Source organism: Mariniflexile maritimum (assembly GCF_009746565.1).
GTDB lineage: Bacteria > Bacteroidota > Bacteroidia > Flavobacteriales > Flavobacteriaceae > Mariniflexile > Mariniflexile maritimum.
Genome location: NZ_WRPN01000001.1, coordinates 451342 through 468525 on the forward strand (window position 1 = coordinate 451342; position 17184 = coordinate 468525).

18 protein-coding genes and 1 pseudogene are annotated in these 17184 nt (G+C 37.7%); 6 read left to right on the plus strand and 13 right to left on the minus strand.

What is annotated here, in order from left to right; genetic code table 11:
• Window positions 1–21 precede the first annotated feature (21 nt).
• Entirely contained in the window at window positions 22–2127 is a 2106-nt protein-coding gene (locus tag GQO80_RS01945) for an elongation factor G (RefSeq protein WP_157206512.1), read from the minus strand.
• Window positions 2128–2320: 193 nt separating this feature from the next.
• Between GQO80_RS01945 and GQO80_RS01950 the strand changes: the two genes are divergently transcribed.
• From GQO80_RS01950 to GQO80_RS01960, 3 genes are read left to right on the plus strand one after another with little or no spacing between them, the layout of a single operon-like run.
• Window positions 2321–2938, plus strand: coding sequence for a YqaA family protein (locus tag GQO80_RS01950; RefSeq protein WP_157206513.1), 618 nt, complete (start codon window positions 2321–2323; stop codon window positions 2936–2938).
• 39 nt (window positions 2939–2977) lie between these two features.
• Window positions 2978–3283 (plus strand): DUF3817 domain-containing protein, encoded by a 306-nt coding sequence (locus GQO80_RS01955; RefSeq protein ID WP_157206514.1) that lies wholly within the window; start codon window positions 2978–2980, stop codon window positions 3281–3283.
• Window positions 3270–4517 (plus strand): mechanosensitive ion channel family protein, encoded by a 1248-nt coding sequence (locus GQO80_RS01960; RefSeq protein ID WP_157206515.1) that lies wholly within the window; start codon window positions 3270–3272, stop codon window positions 4515–4517. The genes GQO80_RS01955 and GQO80_RS01960 overlap by 14 nt, the downstream gene beginning before the upstream one ends.
• Window positions 4518–4613: 96 nt before the next feature.
• Here the strand turns inward: GQO80_RS01960 and leuB are convergent, their stop codons facing one another.
• From leuB to GQO80_RS01990, 6 genes and pseudogenes are all read right to left on the minus strand, one after another.
• Window positions 4614–5672, minus strand: coding sequence for a 3-isopropylmalate dehydrogenase (gene leuB, locus GQO80_RS01965; RefSeq protein WP_157206516.1), 1059 nt, complete (start codon window positions 5670–5672; stop codon window positions 4614–4616).
• 107 nt (window positions 5673–5779) lie between these two features.
• Window positions 5780–7303, minus strand: a complete 1524-nt coding sequence (locus tag GQO80_RS01970; protein WP_157206517.1) for an alpha-isopropylmalate synthase regulatory domain-containing protein — start codon at window positions 7301–7303, stop codon at window positions 5780–5782.
• Between the two features lie 156 nt (window positions 7304–7459).
• Window positions 7460–8056: a 3-isopropylmalate dehydratase small subunit gene (gene leuD / locus GQO80_RS01975; protein WP_157206518.1), complete on the minus strand. Its 597-nt coding sequence runs from the start codon at window positions 8054–8056 to the stop codon at window positions 7460–7462.
• A gap of 86 nt (window positions 8057–8142) precedes the next feature.
• Window positions 8143–9537, minus strand: a complete 1395-nt coding sequence (gene leuC / locus GQO80_RS01980) for a 3-isopropylmalate dehydratase large subunit (protein ID WP_157206519.1) — start codon at window positions 9535–9537, stop codon at window positions 8143–8145.
• 222 nt (window positions 9538–9759) lie between these two features.
• Window positions 9760–10146: an acyl-CoA thioesterase gene (locus tag GQO80_RS01985; protein WP_157206520.1), complete on the minus strand. Its 387-nt coding sequence runs from the start codon at window positions 10144–10146 to the stop codon at window positions 9760–9762.
• A 15-nt stretch (window positions 10147–10161) separates the two neighbouring features.
• Window positions 10162–11054 (minus strand): annotated as a pseudogene (locus GQO80_RS01990) (DUF72 domain-containing protein).
• 117 nt (window positions 11055–11171) lie between these two features.
• Between GQO80_RS01990 and GQO80_RS01995 the strand changes: the two are divergent.
• Both GQO80_RS01995 and GQO80_RS02000 read left to right on the plus strand, forming a co-directional pair.
• On the plus strand, window positions 11172–11588 hold the full coding sequence (locus GQO80_RS01995) for a glyoxalase (protein WP_157206521.1): 417 nt from the start codon (window positions 11172–11174) through the stop codon (window positions 11586–11588).
• Between the two features lie 8 nt (window positions 11589–11596).
• On the plus strand, window positions 11597–12043 hold the full coding sequence (locus GQO80_RS02000; protein WP_157206522.1) for a hypothetical protein: 447 nt from the start codon (window positions 11597–11599) through the stop codon (window positions 12041–12043).
• On the opposite strand, the gene GQO80_RS02005 is transcribed toward GQO80_RS02000, so the two are convergent.
• From GQO80_RS02005 to GQO80_RS02015, 3 genes are all read right to left on the minus strand, one after another.
• Window positions 12036–12713, minus strand: coding sequence for a DUF2461 domain-containing protein (locus GQO80_RS02005; RefSeq protein WP_157206523.1), 678 nt, complete (start codon window positions 12711–12713; stop codon window positions 12036–12038). The two genes, GQO80_RS02000 and GQO80_RS02005, sit on opposite strands and share 8 nt — an antisense overlap.
• An 80-nt stretch (window positions 12714–12793) precedes the next feature.
• On the minus strand, window positions 12794–13399 hold the full coding sequence (locus GQO80_RS02010) for a hypothetical protein (RefSeq protein ID WP_157206524.1): 606 nt from the start codon (window positions 13397–13399) through the stop codon (window positions 12794–12796).
• A 123-nt stretch (window positions 13400–13522) separates the two neighbouring features.
• Complete coding sequence (locus tag GQO80_RS02015) at window positions 13523–14299, minus strand: tRNA pseudouridine synthase A (protein WP_157206525.1); 777 nt, start codon at window positions 14297–14299, stop codon at window positions 13523–13525.
• Between the two features lie 94 nt (window positions 14300–14393).
• On the opposite strand from GQO80_RS02015, the gene GQO80_RS02020 reads away from it, so the two are divergent.
• Window positions 14394–14810: a hypothetical protein gene (locus GQO80_RS02020; RefSeq protein WP_157206526.1), complete on the plus strand. Its 417-nt coding sequence runs from the start codon at window positions 14394–14396 to the stop codon at window positions 14808–14810.
• An 89-nt stretch (window positions 14811–14899) separates the two neighbouring features.
• Here the strand turns inward: GQO80_RS02020 and hisIE are convergent, their stop codons facing one another.
• The 3 genes from hisIE to hisA form a co-directional block, all read right to left on the minus strand.
• On the minus strand, window positions 14900–15493 hold the full coding sequence (gene hisIE / locus GQO80_RS02025; protein ID WP_157206527.1) for a bifunctional phosphoribosyl-AMP cyclohydrolase/phosphoribosyl-ATP diphosphatase HisIE: 594 nt from the start codon (window positions 15491–15493) through the stop codon (window positions 14900–14902).
• 93 nt (window positions 15494–15586) lie between these two features.
• Window positions 15587–16342: an imidazole glycerol phosphate synthase subunit HisF gene (hisF, locus tag GQO80_RS02030; RefSeq protein WP_157206528.1), complete on the minus strand. Its 756-nt coding sequence runs from the start codon at window positions 16340–16342 to the stop codon at window positions 15587–15589.
• A gap of 71 nt (window positions 16343–16413) precedes the next feature.
• Window positions 16414–17148, minus strand: a complete 735-nt coding sequence (hisA, locus tag GQO80_RS02035; RefSeq protein WP_157206529.1) for a 1-(5-phosphoribosyl)-5-[(5-phosphoribosylamino)methylideneamino]imidazole-4-carboxamide isomerase — start codon at window positions 17146–17148, stop codon at window positions 16414–16416.
• Window positions 17149–17184: the final 36 nt, after the last annotated feature.

Consider the following 17184-nt stretch of genomic DNA (forward strand, 5'->3'; position numbering starts at 1 on the left):
ACTATTATGATTTAAAGATGATTAATTTGTGTCTGCTATTACGCTTTGAATGTTTGCCGGCACCGGTTCGTAGCACAGGAATTTCGACTGAAACGTGGCCTTTCCCTGGGTTAAACTGCGCAAATCGCTGGAGTACCCGAACAATTCCGCCACAGGTATCTGGCACTTTAAAACCTGACAATTTTCGCCTGTTTCAAACCCTTGAATTACGGAACGTCTGGATTGTAAATCGGTCATAACGTTGCCCACCATATCTTCGGGCACTTTTACAATCACTTCATTTACAGGCTCTAAAAGTTTTGGGTTGGCATTCAAAAAGGCTTCTTTAAACGCGTGGGCTGCCGCTATTTTAAAGGAAATATCGTTGGAATCCACGGGGTGCATCTTGCCATCATACACCATAACGCGCACATCGCGCATATAGGAATTGGTTAAGGGACCCGATTCCATAACTTCTAAAACACCTTTTAAAACACTTGGCAAATACCGCGCATCAATAACGCCGCCAACAATACAGTTATAGAATACCAAGGTGCCGCCCCATTCTAAATTTATCACGTCTTTACCGCGTATGTTAAAGCCTTCGGGCTCGTGCATGCCCTCAAACCAGGGTTCTATTTTTAGGTGCACTTCGGCAAATTGACCCGCACCACCCGATTGTTTTTTATGTCTATAACTTGCCGTGGCGGCTTTTTGTATGGTTTCGCGGTAAGCCGTTTTGGGTTTTTCAAATTTTGTTTCTACACCATAGGTGTTTTTTAGCGTCCAATCAATGGTTGCTAGGTGCAGCTCGCCTTGGCAACCTAATAATTGTTCTTTGGTTTCTTTTGAAAACGAGAGCACCACGGTAGGGTCTTGACTTCGTATTTTCTTTAAGGCATCACTTAATTTTTCATCTTCCTTGGCAGAAACCGTACTTACTGTTTTGGTAATTCTGGGTTCTGGATAGTTAATTCCTTTTAAGGTAATAACTTCTTTTCCGCTGTAAAGCGTATCGTTGGTTTCGGTATATTTTAGTTTTAAAGTGGCGCCAATATCACCAACCGCCAACGTAGTAACAGGGTTCCTGTCTTTTCCATCCATAATGAATAATTGGTTGATGGTTTCCACTTCGCCCGTTCTGGAATTGGTAAGCTTGTCGTTTATGTTTAATTCGCCCGATTTCACTTTAAAAAAGGTTATTTGCCCTAAATTAGGTTGATAGAGGGTTTTAAACACAAACAGGCTGGTAGGTTCTTCCTTTTTAGGGTAAAGCTCCTGCCCTTCCAAGGTAAGTTCGGGTTTTAAATCGGCCGCTGCGGGTGCTAAATTATCAATAAACCCCATCAGTCTGCCGGTACCCATGTCGTTTAGGGCAGATACACAAAATACGGGGAACAACTCGTGGTTGAGCATGCCTGCTTTGATGCCTTTGCGCATTTCTTCTTCGTTGAGGGTGCCTTTTTCAAAGAACAGTTCTAATAGTTCATCGTCATTTTCAGCAGCTTTTTCAATCAATTCATTATGAAGTTTATTGGCAAGTTCCGCATGCTCTTTGGGTATGGTTAACTTTTCAGGCTTGCCGCCTTCGGGTTTAAACTTATAAAGCTTCATTTTTAAAACATCTATGATACCCTGTTCACCATCAATTTTTACTGGATATTGGATTTTCACGGCATGATTGTTTACCAACGCATTGATGCCTTTATAGCTTTCATCAAACTTTAAGTTTGGGTGGTCTATTTGGTTTATCACAAAAAGGGTCGCTTTTCGGTATTTATCAATATAGCTCCATATAATTTCGGTACCTACCTCTACCCCATGTCTTCCATTTACCACTGCTACTACGGTATCTGCAACGCTTATGGACGAGATAATTTCACCTATAAAATCGTCGAAACCTGGGGTGTCTATTATGTTTATTTTATAATTACGCCACTCGGTGTGTAAGGGAGTGGCGTATATGGAGGTGTTTCTTTCGTGTTCGATGTCTTGGTAATCTGAAACGGTGTTGTAGGTTTCAACCGTGCCGCGTCTGTTTATTAAACCGGCTTCAAACAACATGGTTTCAGATAGGGTTGTTTTGCCGCTGTGGTGTGCCCCTACCAACACGATATTTTTGATGTGTTTTTCGTCAAATACTTTCATCTGGTTATAGTTTAGTGGTTCAAGAAACTAAAGCTAGTGCCTATTATCCATAAAAAAAATGATATAAATCATCTAAATACCCAAAATAATTGTTTAAATATTAAACTGTTAAAGTTCTTTTAAATAGTATTTTAAAATGTGCTCTCTATTTAAGGAAGCCCTATATTTGCAGTCTTTTTGCAATGTATGTTCAATGAAGCCTAAATCGAAACCTAAAACTGAGAAATCGCGTTTGAAATTATATCATCAGTATTATAGTTATACTGGGTTTTATAGTTTTGTTTGGCAAGCCGTGAAAAAAGCCATACCGCTTGTTGTGATCGTGCTTATTGCAATATTTACGATAAACCATTTTGTTGATATCAATGCGGCCTTGGTACGTTTTACGCAAACATTGCCTATATATGGCGTGCTGCTGTTCTTTTTTGTTTCGGAGACCTTATTAGGTTTGGTGCCTCCCGAGATTTTCATCGCTTGGTCCGGAAATATGGAACATCCATGGTTGTTCCTTACTATTTTGGCCTTTTTGTCCTATTTTGGTGGTTTGCTAACTTATTATATTGGGCACATTATTACAAAAATACCTTCTGTACATCGTTATATGGAGGTTAAAATGGCAAAGCAACTAAAAAACGCTCGAAAATGGGGCGGTTTCTTAATTGTTGTGGGCGCACTATTGCCACTACCCTTTTCAATTTCATGTTTGGCTGCCGGTATCATTCAGTTTCCGTTTAAAAATGTGGTTTTATATGGGTCGTTGCGGCTGCTTCGGTTTTTGATTTATGGTTTGGTTATTTTCCATGTTTTTTAATACGCTTGTAACATTTTAATTTTTTTAGTACTATATCGTATGGTTTCATTTTTAAACATCTTTCGCATCACCGCCTTTTTGGAAGGGGTTTCGTATATTTTACTGTTGTTTATTGCAACTCCCATTAAATATTTGTTGAACGACCCTTCGTATGTAAAATTATTGGGTATGCCCCATGGCCTGCTTTTTATTGGGTATATTGTTTTGGCATTTATGATTAAAAAGGAATTACGCTGGGATCCTAAACAATTTTCAGTTGTTTTATTGGCTTCCATTATACCGTTCGGCACTTTTTATGTTGACAGAAAGTATTTGAAAAAAACGTTGGCTAATGAATCGTGCTAAACATGTTATATACGATTATTTTATTAGTCTAGGCATATCAGATGATGTGGCGACCTACCTCAATATGGTGGTGTTGGCCCTTGTTTTGCTGATCGTTATATTTTGCATCGATTTTATTATTAGAAAAGTATTGATTGGTATTTTTTCGCAGTTTGCATCGCGTTCCAAAACAAATTTTGACGATTTTTTGGTAAAAAACAAAGTGCCCAGAAATATTGCGCACATCATTCCCTTATTGATTGCTTTAGAGTTTAATGCCCTTATTTTTAATGACTTTCAAAGTCTTGCGGTGTTTTTTGAGCGTGGTTTAAAAGTTTTTGCCATTGTTTTAACTTTATGGATAGTGCGCAGTGTGTTACACTCCCTAAAAGATTATTTTAAAACACTAGCCAATTTTAGGGATAAGCCCATAGATAGTTACATACAGGTATTCATGATTTTTGCATGGGTATTTGGAGTGTTTTCTGCCATTGCCATTATAACCCGCATCCCCTTTATTAACTTTATTACAGGATTGGGTGCTGCATCGGCCATTATTATCTTAATTTTTAAGGATACCATTTTAGGCTTTGTAGCCAGTATTCAAGTTTCCATAAACGATATGGTACGCATTGGCGATTGGATTACCTTTGAAAAATATGGTGCCGATGGCGACGTGATCGAAATAAATTTGGCCACCGTAAAAGTTCAAAATTTCGACAAAACCATTACTACCATACCAACATACGCGCTTATTTCCGATTCGTTTAAAAATTGGCGCGGAATGACAAATTCTGAAGGCAGACGCATCAAACGGGCGTTATTTATTAAACAAAGCGGTGTGAAATATTTGTCTGAACAAGAAGTTGAAGAACTTATGGGTATTCAGCTTATAAACAGTTATTTAAAAACAAGACAACAAGATATTAAGTCGTATAATGAAGCCCACCAGATAAACAAGGAATTATTGCTGAACGGAAGAAACCTAACCAATTTGGGCGTATTTAGAAAATATATTGACGTGTACCTAAAAAAACATTCGGCCATTAATAAAGATATGATGATTATGGCGCGACAATTGGCTCCCACCACACAAGGCATCCCAATGGAAATTTACGCGTTTAGTAGTGATAAACGTTGGGAAAATTATGAGTATATCATGTCTGATATCTTCGATCATCTTATTGCGGCACTTCCTTATTTTGGATTGGAGGTTTTTGAGTTGCCAAGTGGCGCAAATTTCATTAAAGAATAAACCAATTAACAAAAAAAGAAACACGGATTTCACGGATTAATTCTGTGCCAATCCGTGAAATCCGTGTCTAAAAAATTAATCTTTCCGTAGTAACTCTTAAATATTGGCAGCCAACCAATCCCCTACTTCTTTGGTACCGTAAGCTTTTCCGCCATCGGCCAAATCCTCGGTTACAATGCCTTCTGCCAATGCCTTGTTTACGGCATTTCTAATAGCTTTCCCTTCTTCGTGCAGGCCAAAAGCCATTTCAAACATCATGGCTGCAGATAATACAGTGGCCATGGGGTTGGCAATGTTTAAACCAGTTGCTTGCGGATACGACCCGTGGATAGGTTCGAACAATTGATTCTCCGTTCCTACGGAAGCCGATGGCATTAAACCCATAGAACCTGAGATTACCGAGGCTTCATCGGTTAAAATATCACCGAATAAGTTTTCGGTAATTAACACATCATAGCTATTTGGCCATTGTACCAAACGCATTGCTACGGCATCAACAAATTCATAAGAAACCGTTACTTCTGGATAATCCTTTTCCATGGCTTGCACAGTTTCCCTCCATAAACGAGATGTTTCTAATACGTTTGCCTTATCAACACAGCATAGTTTTTTACTACGTGCCATGGCCAACTCAAAACCTTTTTTAGCCAAACGCTGCACTTCTGCTCTCGTGTAAACACAATTATCAAACGCGGTTTCACCACCATCTCTTCTACCTTTTTCACCAAAGTAGATACCACCAGTTAATTCGCGTAAAAACACCAGATCGGTCCCTTCAATACGCTCTTTTTTTAAAGGCGATTTATCTAATAACGATGGAAAGGTGAAGGTTGGGCGCACGTTGGCAAACAGACCTAATTTTTTCCGCATTTTAAGCAAACCTTGTTCCGGACGTACGGGTGCCGACGGATCATTGTCGTATTTTGGATGGCCAATGGCCCCAAACAAAACCGCATCCGAAGCCAAACAAACTTCGTGGGTCGAATCGGGATATGGCTCGCCCACAGCATCAATGGCTGCGGCACCGGTTAAAGCCGGTTTCCAGGTTATTTCATGTCCGAATTTTTTAGCAACAGCATCACTTACTTTTACTGCTTGATCAATTACTTCAGGCCCTATGCCATCTCCGGCTAAAAGTGCAATATTAAATTTCATTTATTATATAGTATTTAGTCTTTATGTTTTAAATATCATTTTATTAACGCGTACAAATTTTGATTTCTGAACTTAAAATCCTGAAAACATCGCCATTGTTTATACTTTCAATTGGTAATTATATTCAACATTTTTTCGGTGGCTTTGATGGCCGAAACTGTTTGGTCGGAATCTAAACCGCGTGTTTTAAACTCTTTTCCCGGACTCTTCCAAGTGATGATGGTTTCACACAAAGCATCCGAATGGCTCCCCGGGGGTATGCGCACTGCATAATCAATTAAATCGGGCAAAATCATTTTTTTATTACGGTAAATGCTTCGAAGTGCGTTCATAAAGGCATCAAATTGGCCATCGCCTCGGGCATTTTCCTCATAAGTTTCGCCCTTAATGGTAATTGAAATGGTGGTAGAAGGCTTCAAACCTTTTGCGTGGGTAAGCACATAAGAATTCACTTTTACTTTTTCCTCATACGAATAACTGTCCAGCACATCGGAAATGATGTATGGTAAATCTTCTTTGGTAACCACCTCTTTTTTATCGCCCAGTTCTATGATGCGTTGGGTCACTTTTTTTAAATCCTCATCGTTAAGCTGAAGTCCTAATTCCTGTAAATTCTTTTGAATGTTGGCTTTTCCAGACGCTTTTCCCAAGGCATACACGCGGGTCCTGCCAAAGCGTTCGGGCATTAAATCGCTAAAATACAGGTTCTTCTTATTGTCGCCATCAGCATGGATACCAGCAGTTTGCGTAAAAACATTGGCCCCAATAATAGGTTTGTTGGCGGGAATCATAATACCAGAAAAGTTTTCAACCAGTTTGCTTACCGTATATAAAACCTTTTCATTAACCCCTATTTTATAGTTGGGCATAAAATCGTTAATAACGGCTACGGTGCTTGCCATAGGGGCGTTTCCGGCACGCTCGCCCATACCATTGACGGTTAAATGCAAACCATCGGCACCTGCTTTCAATCCGGAAATGGCATTGGCCACACCCAAATCATAATCGTTATGTGCGTGAAAATCGAAATGGATGTTTGGGTACATGTCCTTAATTTCCTTTACAAAATCATAAGATTCTGTGGGGGTTAATATGCCCAAGGTATCCGGCAGCATGATGCGTTTAATAGGTTGGGTAGCCAAAAACGCCAAAAACGCGAACACATAGTCTTTTGAATTTCGCATGCCATTGCTCCAATCCTCTAAATATACGTTGGTTTCAATACCTTTTTCTTTAGCCAAATCAATAGTGTTGGCTACTTCCTTAAAGTGCTGATTAGATGTTTTTTTAAGCTGGTAGGTTAAATGGTTTAATGAACCTTTTGTAAGCAGGTTTTGCACCTTGGCACCGGTTTCAAGCATCCAATCAATAGAAACACCTTCATCAACAAAGGTCAATACTTCAACTTTGTGCAAATAACCACTTGCCTTGGCCCAGTTTGTAACATTTTTTACAGCTTGAAACTCCCCTTCCGACACGCGTGCCGAGGCAATTTCAATACGGTCCACTTTTAGTTCTTCCAGTAAAAGTTTGGCAATAGTTAATTTTTCAGAGGCAGAAAACGACACGCCCGAGGTTTGTTCACCATCGCGCAATGTGGTATCCATTATTTCAATTTTTTTTGGTGCCATTTATAATCTAAATTCGATTGATAAATTGTTTGCAACCTGCAGGTTTTTAAAACCTTTTAGGTTGGTGCTTTTAATTATTAATAAACCTACAAGGTCAAAATAAGACCTTGCAGGGTTTAAGTTTTTAATTCAAGTAAAACTACATGAACTTTACTTTTATAACAACAAGCCTTCTGCAAAGGTTTCTATCTCTCCTTTTATGTTTTGCAAATAATCAATATCATCAAAACCATTCAGCATGTTTTCTTTTTTGTAACTATTGATTTCAAAAGATTCTTGTGCCCCTGTGGAAAGGATGGTAATGGTTTGATTTGGAAGATTGACTTCAATTTCCGTATTCGGATCGTCGTAAATAGCGTTGAATATTTTTTCTGAAAATTCAGCTGAAACCTGAACAGGTAAAACACCCACGTTCAAACAGTTATTTCTGAAAATATCAGCAAAAAAACTAGATACAACACATCGGAAACCATAATCGTAAACGGCCCAAGCAGCGTGCTCTCTTGAAGAACCCGAACCGAAGTTTTTGCCTCCTACCAATATTTTTCCAGAGTAAATGGGGTTGTTCAACACAAAACTTTCTTTTGGTGTGTTATCATTATTATACCGCCAATCGCGGAATAAGTTATCGCCAAAACCTTCACGCTTGGTTGCTTTTAGGAAACGTGCCGGTATAATTTGATCGGTATCCACATTTTCTAATGGTAAGGGAACCGCGGTGCTTTTTAGTATGTTAAATTTATCGTATGCCATTGTTTTAAGTTAAAAGTTAAAAGTTGAAAGTTGAAAGTTTGGAAATCTTTACTTTAAATTTTTAACTATTCATTATTAATTGTTAATTACAAAAGAGTTCTAGGGTCTGTAACCACACCTGTTACAGCCGCTGCCGCTGCTACCAACGGGCTTGCCAACAAGGTTCTTGATCCGGGGCCTTGGCGCCCTTCAAAGTTTCTGTTTGAGGTACTTACCGCATATTTTCCAGCAGGCACTTTATCATCGTTCATGGCTAAACAGGCTGAACAACCCGGTTGTCTCAAAACAAATCCTGCCTCTGTAAGGATGTCTAAAATGCCTTCTTCTTTAATTAATGCTTCCACTTCGTGCGACCCAGGCACTAACCAGGCGGTAACATGGTCTGCTTTTTTCTTTCCTTTAACTATAGAGGCAAAGGCCCTAAAATCTTCAATCCTACCATTGGTACAACTTCCTAAAAATACATAATCGATTTTTTTACCAATCATCGCATCATTTTCGTTGTAGCCCATATACTCTAAAGACTTTTTGTAGGTAGCAACGCCACCTTCAACCGCTTCGGCATTTGGAATGTTTTTAGAAATACCCATGCCCATACCCGGATTGGTTCCGTAGGTAATCATGGGTTCAATATCACTAGCAGAAAAAGTTAATTCTTTGTCGAATGTTGCATCGGCATCGGTTTTCAATGTTTTCCAGTGTGCAACAGCCTTATCCCAATCTGCGCCTTTGGGTGATAATGGTTTATCTTTTAAGTAAGCAAACGTCGTTTCATCGGGTGCAATCATGCCCCCACGTGCGCCCATCTCGATTGATAGGTTGCAAACCGTCATGCGGCCTTCCATGGTCATCTTTTCAAATACATCACCAGCATATTCCACAAAATAACCGGTTGCTCCAGAGGTAGTTAATTGCGAAATAATATATAAAGCCACATCTTTTGGCGTTACCCCTTTTCCTAGCGCACCATTGATGTTAATGCGCATTTTTTTAGGTTTTGGCTGCATGATGCATTGTGTTGATAGCACCATTTCAACTTCTGAAGTGCCAATACCAAACGCAATAGCACCAAAAGCACCATGTGTTGATGTGTGCGAATCGCCACAAACGATGGTAGCCCCCGGAAAGGTTATGCCATTTTCTGGCCCTACAACGTGTACGATACCGTTTTTTTTATGTCCAAGCCCCCAGTGGCTTATGCCGTATTCTGCCGAGTTATCCTCTAAGGCTTTTAATTGGTTTGCTGAAAGGGGGTCTTCAACAGGTAAATGTTGGTTGATTGTTGGTGTGTTATGGTCGGCTGTCGCAAAGGTACGCTCAGGATATAAAACTTTTAAACCGCGGCTTTTTAAACCAAGAAAAGCTACGGGGCTAGTAACTTCATGGATAAAATGGCGGTCGATAAAGAATACATCGGGGCCTCCTTCAATTTTCCTTACAACATGCGAATCCCATACTTTGTCAAACAATGTTTTGCTCATATTAAGTGTGTTTTTGTTTTAAATCTTCAAAGACTTTTTTTTAATACCAGTTTCGGTATATAAATGACTGACAAAGTTAGGAAAAACCAGTCTTTTTAATAGAGATATAACAAAATTTAAGATGCTATTGTAATTATTTTTGTTGTTTTATTAAAGGAAACCAAAAAAACCGACAATCTTTTAATGGAAAAGCATTATTGATTGTAATTTTTAAAGCAGTCATTACTTCAGTCTATCTACAACATATTCAATTTGGGTTTTTCCGTGTGGCTTTGCTTTCCCATCTGGCCCTACATTAACCATTACAATATTTGAAATGGTTATAATGGTTTCTCGTGTCATTTTATTTCTAACCTCGCAACTTAAAGTTAAAGACGCGTTTCCGAATTTCACAACATCGATACCAATTTCTATGATGTCGCCTTGTTTTGCCGATGCCTTAAAATCTATTTCGCTCATGTACTTGGTAACTACTTTTTGGTTTTCAAGCTGTATAATGGTGTATAAAGCAGCTTCTTCATCAATCCATTCTAGCAATCTGCCCCCAAACAAGGTTCCGTTGGCGTTTAAATCTTCGGGTTTTACCCATTTTCTGGTGTGGAATCTCATAAATTAATCTTTTTTTTACAATAATTTCTGTTGTCCTTGTGTATCGTCATTAGGAATTACCAAATTATACCCCAATTCCTCATTCAGTTTTCTAATAAAATAAGCTGAAAGCAATGGTGATTCTTTTTCAATATTTTGATGAATGAAAAAATCTATTTCCTTAACACCTTGTGCTTTCCAATCTTTTAAGCGCTCTATCCAATCATCCAAACGGTTGTAATCGCTTACGTGGTTGGCGCCCACATAACGCACAAAAGCGGTGGCATTGGTTAAGCGCATGTGCATAATATCGCGTCTTCGGCAGAGTCAACTATAATGTTTGAAATATTATTGGTTTCTAATAGTTGGTACAATTCGTTTGCTACGGAAGCATCGTTGTACCAATTGGTATGCCTAAATTCCATGGCCAGTGGTATTTCCTTTGGCCATTCTTCAACAAATTTAATAACCCTGTCAAAATCTTTAGGCGCAAAGGTATCATTCATTTGTAAAAAAACCGTTCCTAATTTTTCGTTTAAGTTGGAGGCATTGTATAAATAATGTTCTACGACTTCCTTGGTTTCCCGTAAACGTTTCCAATGGCTTATTTCTTGGTTCAGCTTCGGGAAAAACTTGAAATTTTCAGGAGTTTTATCGTACCATGAAGCAAATTGTTCCGCAGGAAAAATACGGTAAAACGTCGCGTTTAATTCTATGGCGTTAAACTGACTGGCATAATACACCAATTCATCTTTGGTGCCCTTTGGGTAAAATCCTTTTAAATCGGACTTGTTCCATTTGGCGCAACCTACAAAAACCTCGGGCATATTGTCATCCTTAAATCTATTTAAAACACGCTTGGTTTCTGGATGATCTGGCGGCAAGGTGAAATCTATATTTTCAGGATTTTTTACACTTCCAAACTTCATTAATTTTTTTTTAAAGATAAAAAAATAAGTGATGTTAATAACCCCGTTAACAACTATAAATGCTTCAAAGGTTTTAAAACTTTAATATTCAATAATTTTAATAAAAACTCTTCGACCATGAACACACGACCACTAGACTTAAAAAACATTCGCCCCGAAATTTTAAGCACAACAATTAACGACAACATGAGTAACGACGAGCGGTTTCAAAATTTGGTGCTTCGCCCCATAATAAAATTGCAAAATGATTTGTTTATTGAGGTTTTTAAAAACTATATTGCCAAACATAAAATGGTGTTTTACGGATACCCTTTGGAAAAGCGTTTGGTTTTTATTGAAAATGCTGTTAATAAAGATGTTAAGTTTCGTAATGCACTAAAAGGCATGGTAATAGGTTTGTTCACTATTGAAGAATATAAACGGTATATTCAAAATTCTTCAGCTTTAAACAAGCGTATGATGCACCTTGTAAAAGAACGATTGATTAGTAACATGCAACTTTTTGAACAACCAGAAGTGCTAAAAGCAGTTTAAACGATTTAATGACAACAAAACAAAAACTATTGCAAATTTGTAATGAGCGCGTTGATAAACGTATTAACGACTACAAAGAAGAAGTAAATTTAATTAAGGAATCTATTGCCAGTAGCGATAAAAGCAGTTCGGAAGACGATGATGCCGGCCATGGAAAATTATTGAATGATTTAGAAAAAAACATGGCATACCTAAACGATGCCAAAAAAACCAAAGAGTATTTAAGTACCATAAAAACAAATATAGACAGTAAAGATGCCATGCTGGGAAGTATTGTAAAAACGAACATCATGAATTTTTACATAGCCACCAGTATTGGTAAAATTGAACTGGACGATGCCGTATTTTATGCCATTTCGGTTAACTCGCCCATTGGGCAGTTATTGATTAACAAAACCGTAAACGCCCAATTTGAGTTTAACCAGAACAAATACATCATTTCTGAAATTATATAACAGGTTCACCGTTTAAATTGGTGGTAAGTACTTCGCTCATATAATTAAAATATGGGCGAATGGCTTTAAACGCACTGTTTACCTCGTTAATGAAGTTGGGGGCTAAAACGTCGTCATCATTAAATTTTTTGATGAATATATATTGCTTCTTTTTTATTAAATCGCTGTTTTTGTGGTTTTTATCAAAGCCTTTTGGGGCCGATTTTACTTCGTCGCCCACAAAATTGCCCCAAACATTCCGGAAGGTTTTATCAGCTAAAATGCTACGGATTTCAGTTGCGTCCATCTCAAATTCCTTGCGGATGCGCAACAAATCAGCAGGTGCAGGCTCCCAAAAACCCGTAGCGATAAAACTTTCGTTATGGGGCTGAATGTGTAAATAGTAACCACCTCTTAACTTTGGTTTTGTTCTGTGGAATGAACCCCCAAAATGGGTTTTATAAGGTAACTTATTTTTGGAAAATCGAACATCGCGATAAATACGAAAAAGTTTCAGTTTATCAACATCGTCGTGTGTTTTCAAGTTCTCAAAAACCGCGTTATAAACTGCTTTCACTTTGGTCTCAATGGTTTTAAATTCATTTTTATGGTCGTTAAACCAGTCGCGGTTATTGTTCTTTTCTAATTTTTTAAAGAAATCGAAAACGTCTGTTGGTACCTGTACATGCATATCGGTGGTGTTATTTGGACTTGTAAAATACAAAAAAGCCCTAAATTAATTAGGACTTTTTTAATTTTCGTTCATTCAGTCTATTTAACCAATTCAAACTTCTGCATTTTAACGTTTCCACCCGTTTTATCGCTATATTCCACTATAAAATTTCCTTCTTCATCAAAATAGCCAATTCCCGTATAGTTATTGTTTTGAAACAAATAATAGTTTTCTTTTTTAAACTTGGTAATTTGGGCACTGGGCTGTAAAAAATCGTTGTTCGCCTTATTGGAATAATACCGTTTTCCATCAAATTCAAAATAGCCAACTTCTGTTTTTGTAGTGGTATCATCATTTTTAACCTCTACAATTTTAGTAACCATCACGGGTGTTTCCACAATATCCTTGTCCCGCTTGTTCTTGTCGTTCTCGTTAAATTCAATGGCTTGTTCTTCCCTGGTGGTAACCTTAACCTTATTTTCCAGAATTTTATCGCCATTATTTATTTTTGTTGTTTTTACCGTAGTTTCTTCCGAAACATTTTTAGGTTGCGTTTGTGCAAAGGCATAGCCAAAAGCTAAAAACGCAACCATGTACATGATTTTTTTCATAATGCTGTTTTTTTTAAGATTCATAATGCTTGTGATGCCGCTGTTTTTACTTAAATCCTTATTTTGAAAAAAGAAATCCGTATAACGAAGCATGCTTGGTAACCATGTTAAGTATCAACATGTTCACATTTACAAAGATGACCGTAAAAAGAACGTTTTGCGTTACACTTTTTTTACATTATTTTTCATAATTCACATAGAATTGTAAAGAAAACGTTAGTAAAACTCGATGTTATGAAGAATGAGGCCCGAAGCAGGCGCAATATATTCGAGTTTAATAAAACAATCTTGTTCTAAACTTTGTTTGATGGTAGCCATGGTTAGTTTGCCTTTGCCCAAATCAACCAAGGTACCCATCATCAGGCGAATTTGGTTGCGCATAAAACCTTTCCCTTTCACTTTTAATATATATGATTTTTCAGGAAAATAATTAGCGGTATAATGGGTGTTCTCAACCAACTCGCAAGTAATGATTTCCCGGTTATACAATCCGTTTTCAGTAGGTTTGAAGCAATACGATTTAAAATAGTGGGCTCCTTCAAAAAGTTTGGCTCCCTGTTTCATGAGTTCAATATCCAAATCGTCCAAAAAGGTGGTCATGATAGGGGCACAAAATGGATGGCATTTTTCGCCAAAAGTGAATACATACCAATACTCCTTAATTTTTGAATGGTTGATGATGTTGAATTTGGCATCGACTTCCTTGATGGCCAATGCACGAATGTCCTGTGGCAAGTTATGGTTGAACAGTTTCATAAAAGCCAGTGTATCATTTATGGGCTCCGGCAAAAACAATTCAAAGGCAGCACATTCAGCCGAAACCATCGCGTCGGTTCGTCCGGAGCTTAAAGTTTTAAAGGGTTTGCCCTCTAAGATAAATTTCAAGGTTTTATCCACCATCAAGTGCAAGGTTTTCACGTCGGGTTGCTTTTGCCAACCGTGAAACCGATAGCCCAAATATTGAATGGTTATTAAATAAAAATAGTGGTTCATTATAAATTTTTCCGAAGGGAAATTAGGTTTTTTATTAAATATGGCAAAAAATTAATAACTTGTATTGTTATTTACTAACTAAAAACCACTGATTATGACAAATTTAAAAGTAAAACCTCCTGTTTGGTTTTGGATCGTGAGTGCCATTGCGCTTTTATGGAACGCCATGGGTGTTAATCATTATTTAGGTCAAGCCTACCAAACCGAAAGTTGGCGTGCTGCCTTAACAGATGAACAATTTGAGATTATTTCCAATTTTCCCGCTTGGATAACTGCTGCTTTTGCGATAGCTGTTTTTGCCGGAGCTTTAGGCTCCTTAGGTCTTTTATTAAGAAAAAAATGGGCGTATTCGCTTTTACTTATTTCATTAATAGCGGTAATTGTACAAATGGGCTATATTTTAAGTCAAGGACAAGCGGATAATATTGGGATGACCATTAGCATTATTCTATTTTCTGTCTTTTTAGTTTGGTTTTCCAAAAAATCGATTGCAAAAGGTTGGATTTCCTGAATTGGATTATAACAATTAAAAAGGCTGTCTGAAAAGTCAGTTTTTAGTTTGACAAAAATTAATCACTTTTCAGCCAGCCTTTTTTTAATCTATTTATGCCTACTTTTTAATTCGGCCTCAATATCCTTTAACGTAAATCCTTTTGCTTGTAAAAGCATGAGGTAATGAAACAACAAATCTGCTGATTCGTAAAGGAATAACTCATCGTTGCTGTCCATAGCTTCAATAACCGTTTCAACAGCCTCCTCGCCTACTTTTTGGGCAATTTTATTGATGCCTTTTGAAAACAAACTTGCCACATACGATTTGTTGGTGTCTTTATTGGCAACACGTTCGGCAATAACGGTTTCTAAGGTTGATAAAAAGCTATAATTCGGCGTGTTTTCTTCGCCCCAACAAGTACCTGTTCCGTTATGGCAAGTTGGCCCAACGGGATTTACCTGTATTAAAAGCGTATCGTTATCGCAATCATTTTTAATAGCAACCAGATTTAAAAAATTGCCACTTTCCTCGCCTTTTGTCCATAAACGTTGCTTGCTTCGGCTAAAAAAAGTAACCTGTTTGGTTTCTAAGGTTTTTTGGTAAGCTTCCTCATTCATATACCCCAGCATCAACACGTTTTTTGTTGTGGCATCTTGAATAATGGCAGGAATGAGTCCGTTAGTGTCGTATTTAATTTCCATAATTATCTAGTGTCATTGCGAAGCAAATGATAATTTGCTGTGGCAATCTTATTGTTTAATGAGATTACTTTGTCATTCTTCCTTGTAATGACGTTACAATCGTACTTCTATATGCTGTTTTTTTAATTCCTTTTTAAGTTCCTTAATGGCAATTTCACCGTAATGAAACACACTCGCAGCTAGTGCTGCATCGGCTTTACCGTCTTTAAACGTATCTACAAAATGCTGCACATTTCCTGCGCCTCCCGAAGCTATTATGGGAATGTTCAACAATTCCGATAACTTCGCTAATGCTTCATTGGCAAATCCGTTTTTGGTGCCATCGTGGTTCATGGATGTAAACAAAATTTCACCTGCACCACGTTCTTCAACTTCTTTGGCCCATTGAAATAAATCGATGTCCGTTGGAATACTTCCGCCAGCTAAATGCACTTTCCAATTACCATCAATTTGTTTCGCATCAATAGCAACCACCACACATTGACTACCAAATTTATCGGCGAGTTCGTTCACTAAATCGGGTCGTTTAACAGCCGATGAATTGATGGATACTTTATCGGCCCCACATTTCAAAAGCGCATCTACATGTTCAACAGACGATATACCACCGCCAACCGTAAACGGGATATTTACTTGTTCTGCTACGTGCATTACCATATCCAAAGTAGTGGCTCGGGCTTCTAAAGTAGCCGAAATATCTAAAAACACCAGTTCATCAGCACCCATAGCGGCGTATTGTTTAGCAAGCTCTACGGGGTCGCCAGCATCGCGCAAATCAACGAAATTAACACCTTTTACGGTACGACCATCTTTAATATCCAAACAAGGTATGATTCGTTTTGTTAACATTTTTTAAAGTTAGAAGTTAAATATTAAGAGTTAGAAGTTAAACAAACCTTCAAACCCAAATTTCAACGTTGTTATACAAATTTTTCCAGTTGTTTTAGCGTTATTCTATTTTCATAAATAGCCTTTCCTATAATAACACCTTCACAGCCAATTTCTTTTAATATGGGCAATTCCTCAATGGTTGAAATACCTCCTGAAGCTATCAGTTTTATGGATTGGCCGTTGCTGCTATTGGTACATTCTGAAATGATTTGTTTGTATAATTCTACCGATGGGCCTTCAAGCATACCATCTTTAGAAATATCGGTACAAATAACATACTGGATACTTTTCTTTTGATAAGCTTTTATGAACGGAATCACGTCTTCTTTACTTTGTTCCATCCAACCGCCAATAGACACTTTTCCGGCATCGCTATCGGCACCCAAAATAATTTTAGCAGCTCCGTATTTAGATAGCCACCCTTCAAATGTATGCGGATCTTTAACCGCAATACTGCCTCCAGTAATTTGTTTTGCGCCCGAATTGAACGCGATATGCAAATCTTCATTGGTTTTTAAGCCTCCACCAAAATCAATTTTAAGATTGGTTTTGGATGAAATTTGCTCCAACACCTTATAGTTTACAATATGTTGTGCTTTGGCGCCATCTAAATCTACTAAATGTAAATACTCAATGCCAGAACCTTCAAAAGTTTTTGCTATTTCAAGCGGACTCTCGCTGTATATTTTTTTAGTTCCGTAATCGCCCTTGGTTAAACGAACACATTTCCCTTCTATAATATCTATGGCTGGTATGATTCTCATTATTAATGTTTAATATTAAAAGTTAAATATTAGAAG